The sequence below is a fragment of the Corynebacterium sp. HMSC070E08 genome, from assembly GCF_001808895.1.
GTDB lineage: Bacteria > Actinomycetota > Actinomycetes > Mycobacteriales > Mycobacteriaceae > Corynebacterium > Corynebacterium hiratae.
This window is the reverse complement of record NZ_KV794798.1, coordinates 113,510-130,388: the sequence shown is the minus strand read 5'-3', so window position 1 is coordinate 130,388 and position 16,879 is coordinate 113,510. Positions and strand designations below refer to the sequence as shown.

Below are 16,879 nucleotides of genomic sequence, written 5' to 3'. Positions count from 1 at the left end.
AATGGCACAATTCATTGCGCCCACCGAGGGTATTACCGCACTGACCGCCGCCGAGCTGGCTGAGAAGATTCACTCTCGCGAGCTCACCTCCCGCGAAGTTACTCAGGCCTTCCTGGACCGCATCGCGGAGACCGATGGTGAACTCAACGCCTTCCTGCACGTTGGTGCTGAGGAAGCGCTGGCGGCTGCCGACGCTGTCGATAAGTCCCTCGACGCTGGCGAAGCGCCCGCTTCCGCTTTGGCCGGTGTGCCGCTGGCGCTCAAGGACCTGCTGGTGACTACCGACGCCCCGACGACCGCCGCCTCCAAGATGCTGGAAGGTTGGGTCTCACCCTATGACGCCACGCTGGTGACCAAGCTGCGCGAGGCCGGTATCCCGATCCTGGGCAAGACGAACCTCGATGAGTTCGCGATGGGCTCCTCCAACGAGAACTCCGCCTACGGTCCGGCCCACAACCCCTATGACACCGAGCGCACCCCGGGTGGCTCCGGTGGTGGTACCGCAGCGGCCCTCGCGTCTGGTCAGGCACCGCTGGGCATCGGTACTGATACCGGTGGCTCTATTCGCCAGCCGGCCGCACTGACCAACACCGTGGGCGTGAAGCCGACCTATGGCACGGTGTCTCGCTACGGCCTCATCGCCGCTGCAAGCTCTCTGGATCAGGCAGGCCCGACCGCCCGCACGGTCCTGGATACCGCACTGCTGCACGAAATCATTGCCGGCCACGACTCCTTCGACGCCACCTCCGTGGACAAGCCGGTCGCGCCGGTAGTCGCCGCTGCCAAGGAGGGCGCTAACGGCGATTTGTCCGGTGTGAAGGTTGGCCTGATCAAGCAATTCGAGCGCGATGGCTGGCAGCCGGGCGTGATGGAGGCGTACCATGCAGCCGTTGAGCAGCTGAAGTCTCAGGGCGCAGAGATCGTTGAGGTCGACTGCCCGCACTTCGATGACGCTCTCGCTGCCTACTACCTCATCATGCCGTGTGAGGTCTCCTCCAACCTGGCCCGCTTCGACGGCATGCGCTACGGCCTGCGCGTGGGTGATGATGGAACCCACTCTGCGGAAGAGGTCATGTCCCTGTCCCGCGCGGCTGGCTTCGGCCCCGAGGTCAAGCGCCGCATCATGCTGGGTACCTACGCCCTGTCCGTCGGCTACTATGACGCCTACTACCTCCAAGCGCAGCGTGTTCGCACCCTCATTGCACAGGACTTCGAGCGTGCCTTCGAGCAGGTCGATGTCCTCGTTTCTCCGACCACCCCGACCACAGCCTTCAAGCTGGGCGAGAAGGTCGAGGACCCGATGGAGATGTACAACTTCGACCTGTGCACCCTGCCGTTGAACCTCGCCGGCGTGTGCGGCATGTCCGTTCCTTCCGGAATGGCATCCGACACCAACTTGCCCACCGGCCTGCAGATCATGGCACCGGCATTTAAGGATGACCGCCTGTACAAGGTCGGCGCCGCCTACGAAGCAGGGCGCAAGTAGTAGACACACTTCGGGCCAGCCCGTAGTGCGCATGAGCCGGGGTCTTTCACTGACGTGGGAGGCCGCCGGCCTTCGTCGTTTTATCCGACGGTGTGTGTTTGCTGGTTCGTAGTCTTTCTCTTTTCCTTTCGGTTTCCTTTGCTAGGTTTTCGTCGTTTGAAACGACGAGTCTGGGTTCAGCCTCCGCGGAGTGTGTCTGAGTTCTTCGTCGTCTGGAACGACGGGGTTTAGAAGGGGATGTCGTCGCTGCCGGCATCAGCGTTGGTCTTGCTTTCATCCTTGGCTTCTGCTTTGGTTTTGGCTTGTTGTTGTGCGTAGTCGTCGAGTTCTTGTTTTAAGTGTTGGGCGTCTTCGCGTACGCGTTTCCTGGTGGCGGTGATGTGTTGGGCTACTGTTTGTGCCCACCGTTTCTGTTTTGGTGCTAGCGGCCCGTCGGCTTCGGTAATAGTCCAAGTGCCGTCTTCATATAGCCAGATGACATCCCCGCTGTAGGGGTCCAGCAGGTATTTGAGGCTGCCATCAGTTTTCATGTTGTGATGACCCTGGCATAAACACGCTAGGTTCTTCGGGTGGGTGGGCCCGCCTTCAGCCCAGTTATGCCGATGATCCAACTGGCTAAGGAAAGCTGGTTTGCCACAGCCGCCAACCCGGCAGGTCCCGTCACGGCCTTCGACATGTTTGCGCATGATGACTCCTGGTTGGTAGCCGTCTGCTTCGGCGACGTCACCGGTTAAGTCTCGGGTCTTATCATGCGGCATGGGCTTAGCCCGCCAGCCGAAGCCTTCAATAAAGGTTGGTGCATCCTCAATGTCGCAGGCCTGGTAGGTGTGTAACACCACGGTAGCTGGTGGCTTAATCTCACCAGAAAGCAGTTTTATGACTGCCTCCGGGATGGTGATGTCTTCCTTGGCGGCGGTGTGGTGGATGAAGGCGTCGAGTTTAATGCCGGTGTCTTCATCACAGTGCAGTTCCAGCCAGGCTGAGGTGCCGTTAGAAGAAAACCGGTATGTATTTTTAGGGCGGGTGTCCTGGTAGGCGATGGAGTTATCGAGGGTTTTGCAGATATCGCGGACTTTGCGCCTGATTTGACTACGCGTGGGAAAAGCCTGATTCGGCTTAGAAGGGGTGAAGAAGTCAGCCAGGAGGGTGTCGATAAAGTCCAGGGTTTCATCAGTCAAGGCTGTCAGTGCTGACATGGGTTGATCAATAGCAATAAGGGACTCGATGTCGAGCAGGCAGTGGGTGTCTTGTATGGCTTTGACTTTCGGCAGGCTATCTAGGCGGTGGATGGCACGCAGGCCGGATTTGATGTGGCCTTCGGGCAGTGACCAGGCAGCAACTAGGGATAGTGCGGTGGTGTTGATATCAGCCTGCAGGCTGGGCATAGCCCCGACCCAGGTGTCATAGGCGGCTCGTCGTGCTTTCGCGCGGGCTATGGCGTGTGGGTTATTCGGGTTGGTGGTGGAAAAGAAGAAGGTTGGTGGGCGTGTGGCAGTGGTCATGGGTATCTCCCCCGAGATAAACATATGTTAGAAGAAGTGTTCTAAACGTGATTCTAGTGCCACACACCCCGTATGGCCATAGCCTGCGTTAAATTCGTGTCAAGTCGTTACTATAAACGGGGGTAGCCACCCCACATTAGCCAGCACGTTCGACGCAAAAATGTTGGAGCCTTTGCCCGCGCGAGGACGTAAAACGCCCCTCCAGCCGTCAAGGACAGCGTGAAGGGGCGTGGGAGGGGGATCTACTTGGCGTCGGAAAGCGCGTAGGCAGCGCCAGCGCTCGCGGCAGTGACGGTGAGGACTGCGGGCCAGGAGCCCATTTTCTTAGCCAGCGGGTGGGAGAGGCCAAAAGCGCCGGTGTACAGAGCTGCCAGGCCAGCGGTAGTGGCCGGGTTCGTCTTAGCCCACCAGCTGCGGCCCGCCCACACGCCAGCGGCGGCGAGCACCACGCCGCCAAGCGGGCGAATGCCAGTCTCCCGGGCGGTGAGCCAGCCGCCGATAAGTCCCAGCGTGACGGTCGCTGCCGTCGATACGTCCTGCGGTTTCTTGATATCAATCATTCCCATGCGCCTCAGTTTAGGCCGCGTGAGCGTGCGGTGGCTAGACTTCGCTGCATGAAACTCGCAGGAACGCCGCCGTCGGAGAAGCAAGGGTGGCTCGCCATGGCCGCGCTATCACTGGGCTTTTTCATGTCCTTGCTCGACCAATCGATGATTGCCGTCGCGCTTCCCGACGTCCGCCGTGAGTTCCACGCCGATGTCAACCAGGTGCTGTGGGTTTCCGCCATCTATTTGCTCGCCGTGGTCGTGCCGCTGTTGTTTACCGGCCGCCTCGGCGATATCTACGGCCAGAAGAAAATGTTCCAGCTGGGCGTCGGGCTCTTTGGCATCGGCGCGCTGTTGTGCGCGTTAGCGCCCTCGGTGGAGTTTCTTATTGCAGCAAGAGCCTTGCAAGGTTTCGGCGCGTCGATTCAAATGCCGCAGACTATGGCCGTCATCAACCGTATTTTCGCGCGGGAGCGGCGCGGCCGTGCGCTCGGCGTCTGGGGAGTGGTTGGGTCTTTGGCCACACTTGCCGGACCGCTCTTGGGAGGCTTCGTCGTCGCTGGATTTGGGTGGCAGGCTGTTTTCTGGATCCATATTCCTTTTGTTGTCGCCGCGATTGTCTTATCCGGCCTGTGGGTGCCTTCCTTGCCAACGGCGATGGGGAAGATTGACTTCGTGTCGGTGGGGGCGTCGTTTATCGCGTTAACGTGCTTCGTCTTCGCAGTGCAACAGGGCCCAGAGACTGGTTGGCCGTGGTGGATTTGGGTCCTGCTCCTTGCTGGTGTGGTGGGCATCTACCTCTTCGTGCGCTTGCAATCATCGCGGGGGAAGGCGGCGCTCGTCCCGCTCGTGCTGTTTAAGGACCGCAACTACTCCGCAGGTTCAGTGGCCATCGTGTCCATGGGCTTTATGGCGGCGTCGATGATGATTCCAATCATGATGTGGCTGCAGGTCGAGCAGGACATGTCGGCGCGCGATGCCGGAATCATCGTCACACCCATGGCGCTGGTCTCTCTGTGCGTGTCGCCCTTGGCGGGCATTCTGGCGGATAAGCTGCACCCACGACGTCTGGCGGTCGCGGGCTTCGGCATCCTGATTGCGACCTTCCTCGCACTGTGGTTCCTCATGCAGGCCGAAGTGTCGGCCTGGTGGTTGTGCTTGCCCTGCGCGGCGCTGGGAGCGGGACAGTCCTTCATCTGGGGCTCCAACGCCGCGACGACGATGCGCGATATTGACGCAGATCTCATGGGCGCGGCATCCGGCGTCTACAACACGTCCAGGCAGGTGGGGTCGGTCATCGGTGTGGCCGCTGTGTCCGCAGTCATGCAGGTAGCGGGGGCCGCGAATTCCCTCGTGGTCATCGTTGCGATGCTGGCGGTGGGGTGTGTGGCTTCGCTCTTCTTCCGCGACACCCTGCATGCGGTAGCGGAAACTGCGAGGCTATAGGGAAGCGAGTAGATTGGATGTCATGCGTCTTGCTGTACTGACATCCGGTGGTGATTGCCCCGGTCTGAATGCTGTTATCCGCGCGGTCGTTCGCACCGCATCCAACGAGTTCGGCGATACGGTCGTCGGCTACGAGGACGGCTGGGTTGGTCTGATGGAAGACCGCCGCCGTGACCTTTATGACGACGCAGAGATCGACCGCATCCTCCTGCGCGGCGGAACCATCCTTGGCACCGGCCGCCTCCACCCAGATAAATTCAAGGCTGGGTTGGACACCATCAAGGCCAACATGGCTGATGCTGAGGTCGATGCGCTCATCGCCATCGGCGGTGAGGGAACGCTCAAGGGTGCCAAGTGGCTCTCCGATAACGGTATCCCGGTCGTGGGCGTGCCAAAGACCATCGATAATGACGTCAACGCTACCGACTACACCTTCGGTTTCGACACCGCAGTATCCGTGGCAACTGACGCGATCGACCGCCTCCACACCACCGCTGAATCCCACGACCGCATCCTCATCGTCGAGGTTATGGGCCGTCACGTTGGCTGGATCGCGCTGCACGCTGGCATGGCCGGCGGTGCGCACTACACGGTGATCCCTGAGGTCCCGTTCGATATCGCCGATATCACCAAGGCCATGGAGCGCCGCTTCCAGATGGGTGAGAAGTACGGCATCGTCTGCGTCGCTGAGGGCGCGCTGCCGAAGGAAGGCACCATGGACTTCGAAGAAGGCGGTGTGGACCAGTTCGGCCACCAGACCTTCAATGGAATTGGCCAGGTCATCGGTGATGAGATCAAGAAGCGCACCGGCTACGACGTGCGCACCACCGTACTCGGCCACATCCAGCGCGGCGGTACGCCGACGGCCTATGACCGTGTGCTGGCCACTCGCTACGGCACCCATGCCGCCCGTGCTGCGCACAACGGCCAGTCCGGCATGTGTGTGGCTCTCCATGGCGAGAATATTGACCTCGTGCCTCTCGAGGACGCAGTGGGCAAGCTGAAGGTGGTTCCGGCCAAGCGTTATGCCAACGCACAGGCCCTGTTTGGCTAAACACCACCGTTAGCTCATCCATAGTTTCTAAAGGTAGCGATGACAAGCGTATTAGCTTATCTGGCTGAGCAGCCGGTCCTCTTGGTGTTTCTGCTCATAGGTGTCGGCATGGCACTCGGCGGCATCAAGACGCGGGGCATCAGCTTGGGCGCGGCGGCCGTGCTTTTTCTCGGCATCGCCTTCTCGGCAGCCGCATCAGCTGCCGGGGTAGAGGCCTCCGTTCCTCCCATCTTGGGCATGTTCGGCCTGGTGCTTTTTGCCTTCGGCATTGGCAATAACTCCGGTGTGTCCTTCTTCAAGTCGCTGAAGACGGCCACGGGGCCGGTGCTCTCCATGATCGGGGTTTTCGTCGTTGCCGCCCTTGCTGCCTGGGGTCTGGGCACGTATGTTTTTGGGCTGTCGAATGCCACCATCGCTGGTACTTTCGCCGGTGCGGTGACGAATACCCCGGCGTTGGCGGCGGCGTCGGAAGCCACGGGCGATCCGGGCTCGGCTACGGTGGGCTACGCGGTGGCTTACCTGTTCGGTGTCATCGGCATGCTCGGTGCGACGGTGCTCGTGCTTCGCGACGCCGGCAATGACGACGACACCCTGTCACCCGTCACGCGCCAGCACATGCAGATTCAACGCGAGATCTCAGTCGCGGAGATCGCTGATATTGGCAATGGGGAAGTGCAGGTAACACGCCTGCGCCGCGTGGGCAGCAACCTTATCGTTTTGCCGAAATTCTTCGACGTGCTGCACCCCGGTGACGTGGTCACGCTCGTTGGTGCCCCGGAGGACCTGGACAACATCATCGAGCGAGCCGGGCGCGAGTCCCCGCAGATCCTCAATGATGACCGCCACGAGTTGGACTTTCGCCGCATCACTATTTCCGAGCACAGCTTGGCGGGCCTGACCATCGCGGAGCTCAATAACCAGCTGGCGGATCGCTGGGGCGCGCGTATCTCGCGAGTACGTCGCGCCGATAATGATCAGGTCGCTATCCCAGAACACATCGTGGAGCTCGGCGACCGCGTGCGCGTCGTCGGTTCCAAGAAGTCCCTGCGGGAGATTTCCACTTTTCTTGGTGATTCCTCGCAAGGCCTGACAGATATCAACCCGGTGTCTTTGGGCCTCGGCATGGCCCTCGGCGTTTTCGTGGGCCACCTCGAAATCCCGCTTCCAGGCGGCTCTTCCTTTAGCCTCGGCGCTGCCGCTGGCGTCCTCATCGTGGCGTTGATCATGGCGCGTATCGGGCGCATCGGCAATACCGTCACCGCACTGCCGCACTCGGCCAACACAATCCTCTCCGAACTCGGACTGCTGCTCTTCTTGGCCCAGGCCGGAACGAATGCGGGCGGGGAAATCGCCGGTGCCTTTACGGGTGGAGCCTGGTGGAAGATTCTCCTGCTCGGCATGATCATCACGACGCTGGTGGCGACCGGATTCGCACTCGTCATGCGCCGCTTCCTGCGCGTCGGTGCCACGAAGACCGCGGGTGCTATGGCGGGCGCGCAAACCCAGCCGGCCGTGCTCGCTTTCGTGAACAATCGGACGAACACTGACCAGCGCGTCGCCTTGGGCTATGCCATGGTGTATCCGGCGGCGATGATAGCCAAGATTCTCATTACGCACGGCATCACCTTGTTGGGTTAGGCGGTTGCGCACGGTGTCGCGCTGACATACTAAGATGGCACGCATGACTGCTGCGATGTATGACCTGATGGACTATGACGAGGTCCTTGAAAAGTTCGAACCCGTTATGGGCATGGAAGTTCACGTGGAGCTCAACACGGAGACCAAGATGTTCTCCACCTCGCCCACGAACTTCAACGCAGCCCCCAACTCCAACGTGGACCCGGTGTCCCTCGGTTTGCCAGGCGCTTTGCCGGTGGTCAACTCCAAGGGCGTGGAAGGCGCCATCAAGATCGGCCTGGCGCTGAACTGCAAGATTGCGGAATCTTCGCGTTTCGCCCGCAAGAACTACTTCTACCCGGACCAGCCGAAGAACTACCAGATCTCCCAGTACGATGAGCCGATTGCCTACGACGGCTACCTCGACGTCGTCCTCGACGACGGCACTGAGTGGCGCGTTGAGATTGAGCGCGCTCACATGGAGGAGGACACCGGCAAGCTGACCCACCTGGGTGGTGCCGATGGCCGCATTCACGGCGCAACGACCTCGCTGGTGGACTGCAACCGTGCCGGCATCCCGCTAATCGAGATTGTGACCAAGCCGATCATTGGTGCTGGCGAGCGCGCCCCCGAGGTCGCCCGCGCCTATGTTTCTGCTCTGCGTGAGCTCGTCGCGGCACTGGGCGTGTCCGATGCCCGCATGGATCAAGGCTCGATGCGCGTGGATTCCAACGTTTCGCTGCGCCCGGTGGGCCAGGAGGAGTTCGGCACCCGTACCGAAACCAAGAACATCAACTCCCTGCGCTCGGTGGAGCAGGCGGTGCGCTTTGAGATGCAGCGCCAGGCGCAGGTGCTTGTCGACGGTGGCGAGATCGTCCAGGAAACCCGCCATTACCAGGAAACGGATGGTTCGACTTCCAAGGGCCGTCCGAAGGAAACCGCCGAGGACTACCGTTACTTCAACGACCCGGACCTGCCGCCGGTGATTGTCTCCCGCGAGTGGGTCGAGGAAATCCGTCAGACCCTGCCGGAGATGCCGTGGATTCGCCGCGCCCGCATCCAGGAGGAGTGGGGCCTCAAGGACGAGGAGATGCGTGACCTGGTCAACGCCGGCGCTCTCGATCTCATTATCGAAACAGTGGAAGCCGGCACCACTCCTGACGAGGCCCGCTCCTGGTGGGTGTCCTACCTGACCGGTAAGGCCAATGAGGCTGGCGTTGAACTGAGCACTCTCGGCATTACCCCGGCGCAGGTCGCTCGCGTTGTTGAGCTGGTCAAGGAAGGCAAGCTGACCACCAAGCTGGCTCGCCAGGCGGTCGACGGCGTGCTGGCCGGTGAGGGTGACGTCGACGAGGTCGTCGCCAAGCGCGGGCTCGAGGTCGTGCGCGATGATGGCGCGATCGAGAAGGCCGTCGATGATGCCCTGGCCGCTAACCCGGACATCGTGGAGAAGTACAAGGCCGGCAACAAGAAGGTCACCGGTGCCATCGTGGGTGCGGTCATGAAGGCCACCCAGGGTAAGGCTGACCCAGGACAGGTCAACAAGCTGATTGCGAAGAAGCTCTCCTAGTCGGTAGAGATTTCCATTAGGCGAGGTCAGGCGGCTGCGGGGTACCGTGGTCGCCATGACTATTTCTACTAAAGCACTGCAGAAGACCGGTCCGAACGAGCCCTTCGAAGTCGTGACCATCCAGCGCCGCGAGCCGCGCGCCGATGACGTTGTCATCGACATCAAAGCAGCAGGCATCTGCCACTCGGATATCCACACCATCCGCAACGAGTGGGGCGAGGCGCACTTTCCGCTGACCGTTGGCCACGAGATCGCCGGCGTGGTCTCCGCCGTGGGGGAGGAGGTCACTAAGTTCAAGGTGGGGGACCGCGTCGGCGTGGGCTGCCTGGTGAATTCCTGCGGTGAGTGCGAGCAGTGCGAGGCAGGGATGGAGCAGAACTGCCTCAAGGGCGGTGTGGGAACCTATAACTCCACGGATGTCGATGGCACGATTACCCAAGGTGGCTACGCTGAAAAGATCGTGGTGAATCAAGACTTCGTGCTGCGCATCCCGGATTCCCTTGATTTTGACGTGGCAGCACCCCTTCTCTGCGCTGGCATCACTACGTACTCTCCGCTGGCACGTTGGAACGTCAAGGAAGGACAGAAGGTAGCCGTCGTGGGCTTGGGCGGCTTGGGGCACATGGGCGTGCAGATTGCTGCCGCAAAGGGCGCGGATGTCACGGTCATCTCGCGCACCTCGCGCAAGGCAGAGGAGGCCGCGAAGCTGGGGGCGAGCCGTACCCTGGCCACCACCGAAGAGGAAGACTTCTTCAAGAACCACCGCGGGGAATTTGACCTCATCCTGTCCACCATCTCCGCCGAGTATGACCTCGAAGATTACTTGCGCCTCCTCAAGCCGCGCGGCATTATGTCGGTGGTCGGCCTACCGCCGGAAGCACTGCCGCTGCGCCTTAACCGCCTGGTCGGCGGCGGCAAGGTGCTGACCGGCAACAATATTGGTGGCATCGCGGAAACCCAGGAGATGCTGGACTTCTGCGCCGAGCATGGCCTGGGCGCGGTGATCGAAAAGGTGGGCGTCGACGAGGTAGACGCGGCCTATGAGCGCGTCGTCGCGGGTGATGTGAAATTCCGTTTCGTCATCGATACCGCGACGTTTGCCGAGCACTAAGAGGTGAGCCGGCTCATGCTTTAGCGATTGTTGGAGCAATCTCTCCACAGTCGCACACATGTTTTCCTATCATCGTGGCGTAAGGTGGAAACCATGTACCGCCATACTTATGTCAAAGTATGGCGCGTTTTTATGCACTAGTCATTAAGCATAAAAAGAAGAAACTAGAAAACAGATAGGAAAACGTGTCTTATAAAAACGTTATGGGCCTCGCTTTGTCCTTTATTGGCTTGCTCGTGGGTGCGGGCTTTGCCACGGGGCAGGAAGTTGTCCAATACTTTACGTCCTTCGGTATTCCTGGCATGTGGGGAATCTTGGTTGCCGGCTTGGTCATGACCCTCGCCGGCACGGTCTTCCTCCAGCTGGGAAGCTATTTCCACGCCAGCGAGCACAACCAAGTGTTTCGAAACATCACCCACCCGATCATTTCGCGCATTCTGGATGTCGCGGTAATTCTCACGCTCTTCGCGGTGGGCTTTGTCATGCTGGCTGGTGCCGGTTCCAACATGCAGCAGCAGTTCGGCTGGCCAGCATGGGTGGGCTCGCTGCTCATGCTTGTATTGGTTCTCGTCACGGGCATGTTCGATGTTGATAAGGTTTCCCAGGTCATTGGCCTTCTCACGCCGACCATCATCATCGCGGTGCTCTTCGCCGGCGCTTATACACTGCTGCACATGCCGGACAACGTCGATGCGGCGATTGCCGCCTCCGAGGCGATTGAATCCCCAATCCCGCACTGGCTCATCTCCGCGCTGAACTACAACGGCCTGGCCCTCATCCTGGCGGTATCGATGTCCCTGGTGATCGGCGGCGATAACATCAGCCCGCGCGAGGCAGGCGTCGGCGGCATCGTGGGTGGCGCGGTCTACGCGGTGCTCATGGCCATCGCCGGTTTCTCGCTGCTGATGAACGCGGAGAACGTTGGCGATTCCGATATCCCGATGCTGACCTTGGTGGATAACGTCCACCCGACGCTTGGCGTCATCATGGCCATCATCATTTACCTGATGATCTTCAACACGGCCATCGGTATGTTCTACGCGCTGGGCAAGCGTTTGTCTTCTGGTAAGGAATCGAAGTACCGCATCATCTTCATCGCCGGCTGCCTTGCTGGCTTCGCCGTCTCCTTCGCCGGCTTCAAGGCACTGATGCAGTACGTCTACCCGGTCTTGGGCTACATGGGCATTGTGCTCGTGGCCATCCTGGTGATTGGGTGGCTGCGTTCCCTGGGCAAGATTAAGGACGAGGGCCTGCGCCGTGAGCGTATCCGCGCCCTGCTGCACCTCAAGCTGCACCCCGACACAGAGTACGACGCAGCGCGTTATGACGATGAAATCGGCCAGCAGATCGCTGACTCCAACATGGACGATGAAGCCCTCTTCGAGGATCTCGTCTCCGATGTGGTGGAGGAGCTGGACTCGGATGAAGAGCTCGACTTCGACAAGGAAAAGTGGGAGGAAAACCGCAACGACCACTCCTACTACACCGAGCGCGAGGCTGTGGAGCAAGATCGCACCGACGAAGAAATCAAGGCCTGGGTCGAGGAAACCGGCGCGGTGGGAGACCCCGCCGAAGACGAAGAGCTCCCTGAAGAATCAAAGAAGAACTAGAGAAGCAGGAGCTTCGCCGTCAGCGCAAGCATGACGCAGCCGATGACGATGTTGACTACGCGCCACGTCGTCGGCTTGGCCAGCACGTGGGAGAGCTTGTAGGCACCAAAGCCGAGGGAGGGGAACCACACGGCGCTGGCCAGAATCGCACCGCCGGCGAAGACCCAGCGCTGGTCGCCATATTGGTTGGCAATGGAGCCCAGCATGACCAGCGCGTCGACGTAGGCCAAGGGATTGAGCCATGTGAGCGCCAACGCGCCGAGGACCGGCTTGACCCAGGACGATGAGCGCACGCGGGGGCGAATTTTGGTGAGCACGGAGGTTCCCGGTGCTCCCGAGCTGCCCGAGTTCTCTTCAACGACCTGCGCCACTGGTGCGGTTTCCTCAATGACCAGTGATTCCTGTTGCTTCTTAAACGCATCGCGGAAGCACGTGAACCCAAAGTAGATGAGGTAAGCCGCGCCCAAGTACTTGACCACGATGAGCGCGGTGGGGAAGCGCTCGACAAGGACGCCGACGCCGGCGGTGCCGCCGGTGATCAGGATGACGTCGGAAAGCAAGCATGCCAACAGGATCGGCCCGACATGATCGCGTTTAATGCCCATCTTGATGATGTAGGCATTCTGCGGTCCGATGGCAATGATGAGGGACAAACCCAGCGCAAATCCTGCGAGCAAAACTGACATGGCTTCTAGTGTGCGTATAACGGCATATGAAGTCCAGTTAAATATTCTACAGCTGGTTTAAAATAGCTTCATGAACCCGCTCCATACTGAAACTCTGCTGGCCATCATCGATGAAGGCTCCTTCGAGGGCGCTGCGGCTGTGTTGGGAATCACTCCTTCGGCCGTGAGTCAGCGCATCAAGGCGCTGGAAGTATCGACTGGTCGAATCCTTCTGCGCCGCGGAACTCCCGTCACCGTGACCGAGGCAGGGGAGATCGTCGCCCAAGCCGCGCGGCGCATGGCTCTGGTCCAAGCCGAGGCGGATGCGCGGCTCACCGAGCGCCTCTCCCGCGTGCCGTTGACTGTTGCCATCAACTCGGATTCCCTGGCCACGTGGTTCAGACCTGTAATCCAGCGCACCGCCGAGCGCGGTGAGGCTGCGCTGCGCATTCGCATCGAGGATGAGGCCCGCACTCTCGCGATGTTGCGCCGGGGTGATGTGCTGGGCGCGGTCACGCGCGAGCAAACCCCAGTCTCCGGTTGTGAATCTACATACCTCGGCACCATGCGCTACTTTGCCGTCGCCGCACCCAGCCTGGCGGAGGGCTTTGAAGATTGGGAGACCCTGCCCATCGTGGGCTTCGGGCCGAACGACGCGACTTTGGACGACGCCATGCGCGAGCGTTTCATCGACTCCCATGTCCTGCGCGCGCGGGTCTCACAGATTCCTTCCTCGGAGAGTTATGTCGAAGCAGTGCGCTACGGCCTGGGCTGGGGTCTGGTGGCGAGACTGCAGGCCCAGCCCCTGCTGGAGACGGGGGAGCTGGTGCTTCTCGACGACTTCCCGCTCGACATCGACCTCTATTGGCAACGCTGGCGATTGGAGTCGGAGGTGCTCGCGGACCTCACGGCAGATGTCTTAGACGCAGGCCGTGCGGTTTTAGCTACGCGCCGCGCCGATAAAGATGCACCATAAGGGCGCTGTGCTGCCTTAAGTTGGAGGCATGAGCGATAAAACTCCTGATAAAGCCACCGACTTTGATGACGATATCCCGACCTACACGGGGAAAGACTCCGTGAAGGACAGCACGCCTGAGGCAGAAGCTGCCGATAAGCCGAAGAAGAGTAGCCTCTTCCAACGCCCCGGCCGCGCCGAGCCGCAGGTGATTAAGCCGAAGAAGGCTGAGGAGCCTGCTGTTGAGGCAGAGCCTGAAGCCAAAACCGAAACCTTTGAGAGCGCCACCCGCGAGTCCTTGTCTTTCGACAGCGCTGCAGCTGAAACCGAGACCACTGCCTTCCCGCGCGCGGAGGCCATGGCCGAGCCTGATACGCAGACAACCGCTATGCCGGTATCGGCAACCGCAACCGAGTCCGCAGCAACTGAGACCTACGAGGAAGTACCAAGCACGGTTGCCGTTGCCGATCCCGCCGTGGACTCCGAGCCTGCAGCCGTGGAGGAGAAGCCGGAGCCAGCACGCCGCGGCACCATCGACTTCGGTCTGCTCTTCGTGCGCTTGGCGCTCAGCGTTTACCTGCTCGTGGCGGGTGCCTCGACCTTCTTCAAGCTCGGCGGCAACGAGGGCCTGTCGGGTCTGGAGAACGAGTTCGGCGAGTACACCATGGCAGCGGCACTTGCCATCGGCGTGCCGACCGTCCAGCTTATCGCCGGTGCCTTCCTGCTGCTGGGACTGGTGACGCCGCTGGCGGCCATGTTCGGTCTTATCGTCACTGGCTTCTCCGCTATCCACGGCCTCAACGCCTCGGGTGCTGGGTTGGATGTCTTTGCCTGGAATGAGAGCGTCTGGCTGGGCCTGGTGCTCTTCGTTATCGCGGTGGCCCTGCAGTTCACCGGTCCGGGCTTCATCTCCCTGGACTTTAACCGCTCGTGGACTCGCCGCCCATTGGCAACGTCCTGGATTTTCGTCGTCATTGGCGTGGCCGCGCTCGTTGCCATCTGGTGGTTTGGCGCGGGCGTTAACCCGCTGAACTAGGCGCTGTTAGCACGTTTCTACGCTCCCAGCCTGCAGCTATATACAAACTCTTGTTATTTTCCGTTGCGTAAAGTAAGTTGCTTTCCGTAATGGAAAACAATGACTTTGGTGCCGCAGGAGGGGAGCTTTAGTTTTGTCCAATCAGGATGTTCGGGACGCACTCGCATTTGAGGAACAACAACGGCTGGCCACGGCCAAACGGCCACCCGTTTGGCTAAGTCTGCTCGCAGCGGCGGCGTACGGCGCGTGGTTTGCCTACATGTGGATCAAGGATGACGTCCATCCTCTCGTTCCTGTTGGTGGACTGCTTCTTCTACTCGCGCTCTTGGTGAGTCTTGCCGTCTTTTACCGCACGGGGGTGAGGGATTCAATGCGCCAGAAGGTTGATCCGCACGCCTCCCGAAGCGTGACCTGGCGGTACTTCGCGGGCCTAGGATTTATGATTCTGCCGTCGCTCTTCAATCCCTTCGTCGAAGGACACGTTATTCCCTCATGCATTGCAGGTGTGCTGTGCGCCTTGGCGGTCTTTTGGACGTTGCACACCGGTGCGCTGAATAGGATGCCGCGATGAGTGAGATCGATCCGATAATCCACCCACTCAACCGCTTCAAAATTTGCGCCACACTCAATGCCTTCGGCGCCACGCAGGGCGGGGAGGTAAACCGTGAGATGAAATTCGCCATGTTGCGCGACCGCACGGAGCTTTCCGATGCCTCCCTGTCCAAGCAGCTCGGAGCGCTAGAACAAGCCGGCTACGTGACTCGCTTCCGCGAGTACGGCACCAGCCGCGCTAAGGACTCGGTGTGGGTCGCCTTGACTGAGCAAGGCAAGATTGCCTTCGACGGTCACTTGGTAGCACTCAAGGATTTAGCTGAGGGCTGAGTTGGGCGCATAGTATGGCGTCGCTGCGGAGTGAATGAGGTGCCATTGTTGCCAAAGTTTTCCCTCCCGCCGCAATGGCGGCGCATAACTTTGTCAGAACGGGCAGTTTGCGTTTCGGGGCTCAGTTGGTTTGGGCCGCAGCGAGTTCGGTTTGTGGCTTGTCTGCTTTATTGCCTTGAACCTTGAGGCAGATGGCGTAGAGAATCCAGCACAGGAGTGCTAGCCACACGAAATCATCGACCAAGAACTTCTGGTACAGCGGCATCGCGTGGACATCGATGCTGTCACCGAACCACCACTTCGGCGGAACGGTGAGCAGCATGCCAGCCCAGGCAGCCAGCACAGCCAGCAAGCTGCCGGCGACCCAGGTGGAATTGCGCCAGGACCAGGCGCGGTAGACCAGAACGGGGACGATGAGCGATAGCCACACCCAGTGGTGGGACCACGAAACGGGGGAGATGAGCAGCATGGTTGTGGCGGTGGTGAGGTGGGCGTCGACAAGCAAGCCGCGCCGCATCTGCGCCAGGATGAGGGCTGAGCCAAGGCCGATGACTGCGAGCGCAGCCACAAGCCACAGCACGTTGATGAGCGTGCCGTGGTTGTCCATGGCCTCCTGGGAGGTGAAGAGGCGCTGGATGACGCCCTTGAGCGAGGAATTGGACTGATAGTCAGTAGCCACGCCGAAGTCTGCGCCCTTGCCCATATCGAGAAGCTTTGAACTGAAGAACTCGACAAAGGCCTGCCATCGGTAGGCCGCGGCCAACAGCGTCGCCACGACGGCGGAGGCTAAGGCCGTGAGGATGGGCCGCCACTCGCGGCGCAGCAGGAAGTAGAGCAGCATGGCCAACGGGGTGATCTTGATGGCCGCCGCGAGACCTATCAGCCAGCCCTGCGGAAGCTTGCGCTCGCGGGGAACAAGATCAAAGATGACCAGCGCCATGATGACGATATTGATCTGCGCAAAACCGTTGTTGAGGCGGATGGGTTCAAAGAACATGGCCGCGGCCCATGCGATCGCCACGGTGGGCCACAGGTGCGGCACCTTGAGCGCGCGGAAGATCGTGTAGAGGCAGGCAAAGACCAGGGCGTCCGAGAGGACGATCATGATGTCGCCGGCGAGCGAATCGCTCATCCAGTCAAAGGCAGTCAGCGGCACCATGACCAGCGCCCCGAAGGGCGGGTAGATAAAGGGGAGCGCCAAGTCCCCGGCGTACATGGGCTCCGAGTAGACCGAGCGGCCCTCCATGAAGGCGCGCACGCCCTCTCGGTAAATGATCATGTCCACCGGGAAGTCCGTGTGGAGGACGTGGCGGATGACGCCCACCAGGCCAATGATGAGCCCGGCGGCGGTCAGGAGTGTGCGCCTTGCGGCGTTAGTGGCGAAATTCATCGCCCCATAC

At 60.6% G+C, this 16,879-nt stretch carries 15 protein-coding genes; 11 read left to right on the top strand and 4 right to left on the bottom strand.

Annotated features, from left to right (window positions below):
- Position 1 precedes the first annotated feature (1 nt).
- Positions 2–1,486 (top strand): Asp-tRNA(Asn)/Glu-tRNA(Gln) amidotransferase subunit GatA, encoded by a 1,485-nt coding sequence (gatA, locus tag HMPREF2526_RS12180; RefSeq protein ID WP_070547388.1) that lies wholly within the window; start codon positions 2–4, stop codon positions 1,484–1,486.
- A 227-nt stretch (positions 1,487–1,713) separates the two neighbouring features.
- On the opposite strand, the gene HMPREF2526_RS12175 is transcribed toward gatA, so the two are convergent.
- A complete protein-coding gene (locus tag HMPREF2526_RS12175) occupies positions 1,714–2,988 on the bottom strand; it encodes an HNH endonuclease signature motif containing protein (protein ID WP_070547407.1) in 1,275 nt (424 codons plus the stop codon).
- Between the two features lie 242 nt (positions 2,989–3,230).
- The gene (locus tag HMPREF2526_RS12170) at positions 3,231–3,554 is read right to left on the bottom strand and encodes a hypothetical protein (protein WP_049157219.1); all 324 of its coding nucleotides are present in this window, start codon (positions 3,552–3,554) and stop codon (positions 3,231–3,233) included.
- Between the two features lie 48 nt (positions 3,555–3,602).
- On the opposite strand from HMPREF2526_RS12170, the gene HMPREF2526_RS12165 reads away from it, so the two are divergent.
- The 6 genes from HMPREF2526_RS12165 to HMPREF2526_RS12140 all read left to right on the top strand — a co-directional run bounded on the left by HMPREF2526_RS12165 (position 3,603) and on the right by HMPREF2526_RS12140 (position 11,941).
- On the top strand, positions 3,603–4,979 hold the full coding sequence (locus HMPREF2526_RS12165; RefSeq protein WP_070547387.1) for an MFS transporter: 1,377 nt from the start codon (positions 3,603–3,605) through the stop codon (positions 4,977–4,979).
- A gap of 22 nt (positions 4,980–5,001) precedes the next feature.
- Positions 5,002–6,033 (top strand): 6-phosphofructokinase, encoded by a 1,032-nt coding sequence (locus HMPREF2526_RS12160; RefSeq protein WP_010186971.1) that lies wholly within the window; start codon positions 5,002–5,004, stop codon positions 6,031–6,033.
- A 39-nt stretch (positions 6,034–6,072) separates the two neighbouring features.
- Complete coding sequence (locus tag HMPREF2526_RS12155) at positions 6,073–7,671, top strand: aspartate:alanine exchanger family transporter (protein ID WP_046648095.1); 1,599 nt, start codon at positions 6,073–6,075, stop codon at positions 7,669–7,671.
- 43 nt (positions 7,672–7,714) lie between these two features.
- On the top strand, positions 7,715–9,220 hold the full coding sequence (gatB, locus tag HMPREF2526_RS12150; RefSeq protein WP_010186967.1) for an Asp-tRNA(Asn)/Glu-tRNA(Gln) amidotransferase subunit GatB: 1,506 nt from the start codon (positions 7,715–7,717) through the stop codon (positions 9,218–9,220).
- 55 nt (positions 9,221–9,275) lie between these two features.
- Positions 9,276–10,331 (top strand): NAD(P)-dependent alcohol dehydrogenase, encoded by a 1,056-nt coding sequence (locus tag HMPREF2526_RS12145; protein ID WP_070547386.1) that lies wholly within the window; start codon positions 9,276–9,278, stop codon positions 10,329–10,331.
- A gap of 185 nt (positions 10,332–10,516) precedes the next feature.
- On the top strand, positions 10,517–11,941 hold the full coding sequence (locus HMPREF2526_RS12140) for a YkvI family membrane protein (RefSeq protein ID WP_070547385.1): 1,425 nt from the start codon (positions 10,517–10,519) through the stop codon (positions 11,939–11,941).
- On the opposite strand, the gene HMPREF2526_RS12135 is transcribed toward HMPREF2526_RS12140, so the two are convergent.
- Positions 11,938–12,627 carry a LysE/ArgO family amino acid transporter gene (locus tag HMPREF2526_RS12135; protein ID WP_070547384.1) on the bottom strand — a complete coding sequence of 230 codons (690 nt, stop codon included), beginning with the start codon at positions 12,625–12,627 and terminating at the stop codon, positions 11,938–11,940. The genes HMPREF2526_RS12140 and HMPREF2526_RS12135 overlap by 4 nt on opposite strands.
- 70 nt (positions 12,628–12,697) lie before the next feature.
- Between HMPREF2526_RS12135 and HMPREF2526_RS12130 the strand changes: the two genes are divergently transcribed.
- The 4 genes from HMPREF2526_RS12130 to HMPREF2526_RS12115 all read left to right on the top strand — a co-directional run bounded on the left by HMPREF2526_RS12130 (position 12,698) and on the right by HMPREF2526_RS12115 (position 15,479).
- Positions 12,698–13,582: a LysR family transcriptional regulator ArgP gene (locus HMPREF2526_RS12130; RefSeq protein ID WP_046648098.1), complete on the top strand. Its 885-nt coding sequence runs from the start codon at positions 12,698–12,700 to the stop codon at positions 13,580–13,582.
- Between the two features lie 28 nt (positions 13,583–13,610).
- Complete coding sequence (locus tag HMPREF2526_RS12125; RefSeq protein WP_046648099.1) at positions 13,611–14,597, top strand: DoxX family protein; 987 nt, start codon at positions 13,611–13,613, stop codon at positions 14,595–14,597.
- Between the two features lie 133 nt (positions 14,598–14,730).
- The gene (locus HMPREF2526_RS12120) at positions 14,731–15,168 is read left to right on the top strand and encodes a hypothetical protein (protein WP_046648100.1); all 438 of its coding nucleotides are present in this window, start codon (positions 14,731–14,733) and stop codon (positions 15,166–15,168) included.
- Entirely contained in the window at positions 15,165–15,479 is a 315-nt protein-coding gene (locus HMPREF2526_RS12115; protein ID WP_046648101.1) for a transcriptional regulator, read from the top strand. Before HMPREF2526_RS12120 ends, HMPREF2526_RS12115 begins: the two co-directional genes overlap by 4 nt.
- A gap of 121 nt (positions 15,480–15,600) precedes the next feature.
- Here the strand turns inward: HMPREF2526_RS12115 and HMPREF2526_RS12110 are convergent, their stop codons facing one another.
- Positions 15,601–16,869, bottom strand: coding sequence for a glycosyltransferase family 87 protein (locus HMPREF2526_RS12110; RefSeq protein ID WP_070547383.1), 1,269 nt, complete (start codon positions 16,867–16,869; stop codon positions 15,601–15,603).
- Positions 16,870–16,879 lie beyond the last annotated feature (10 nt).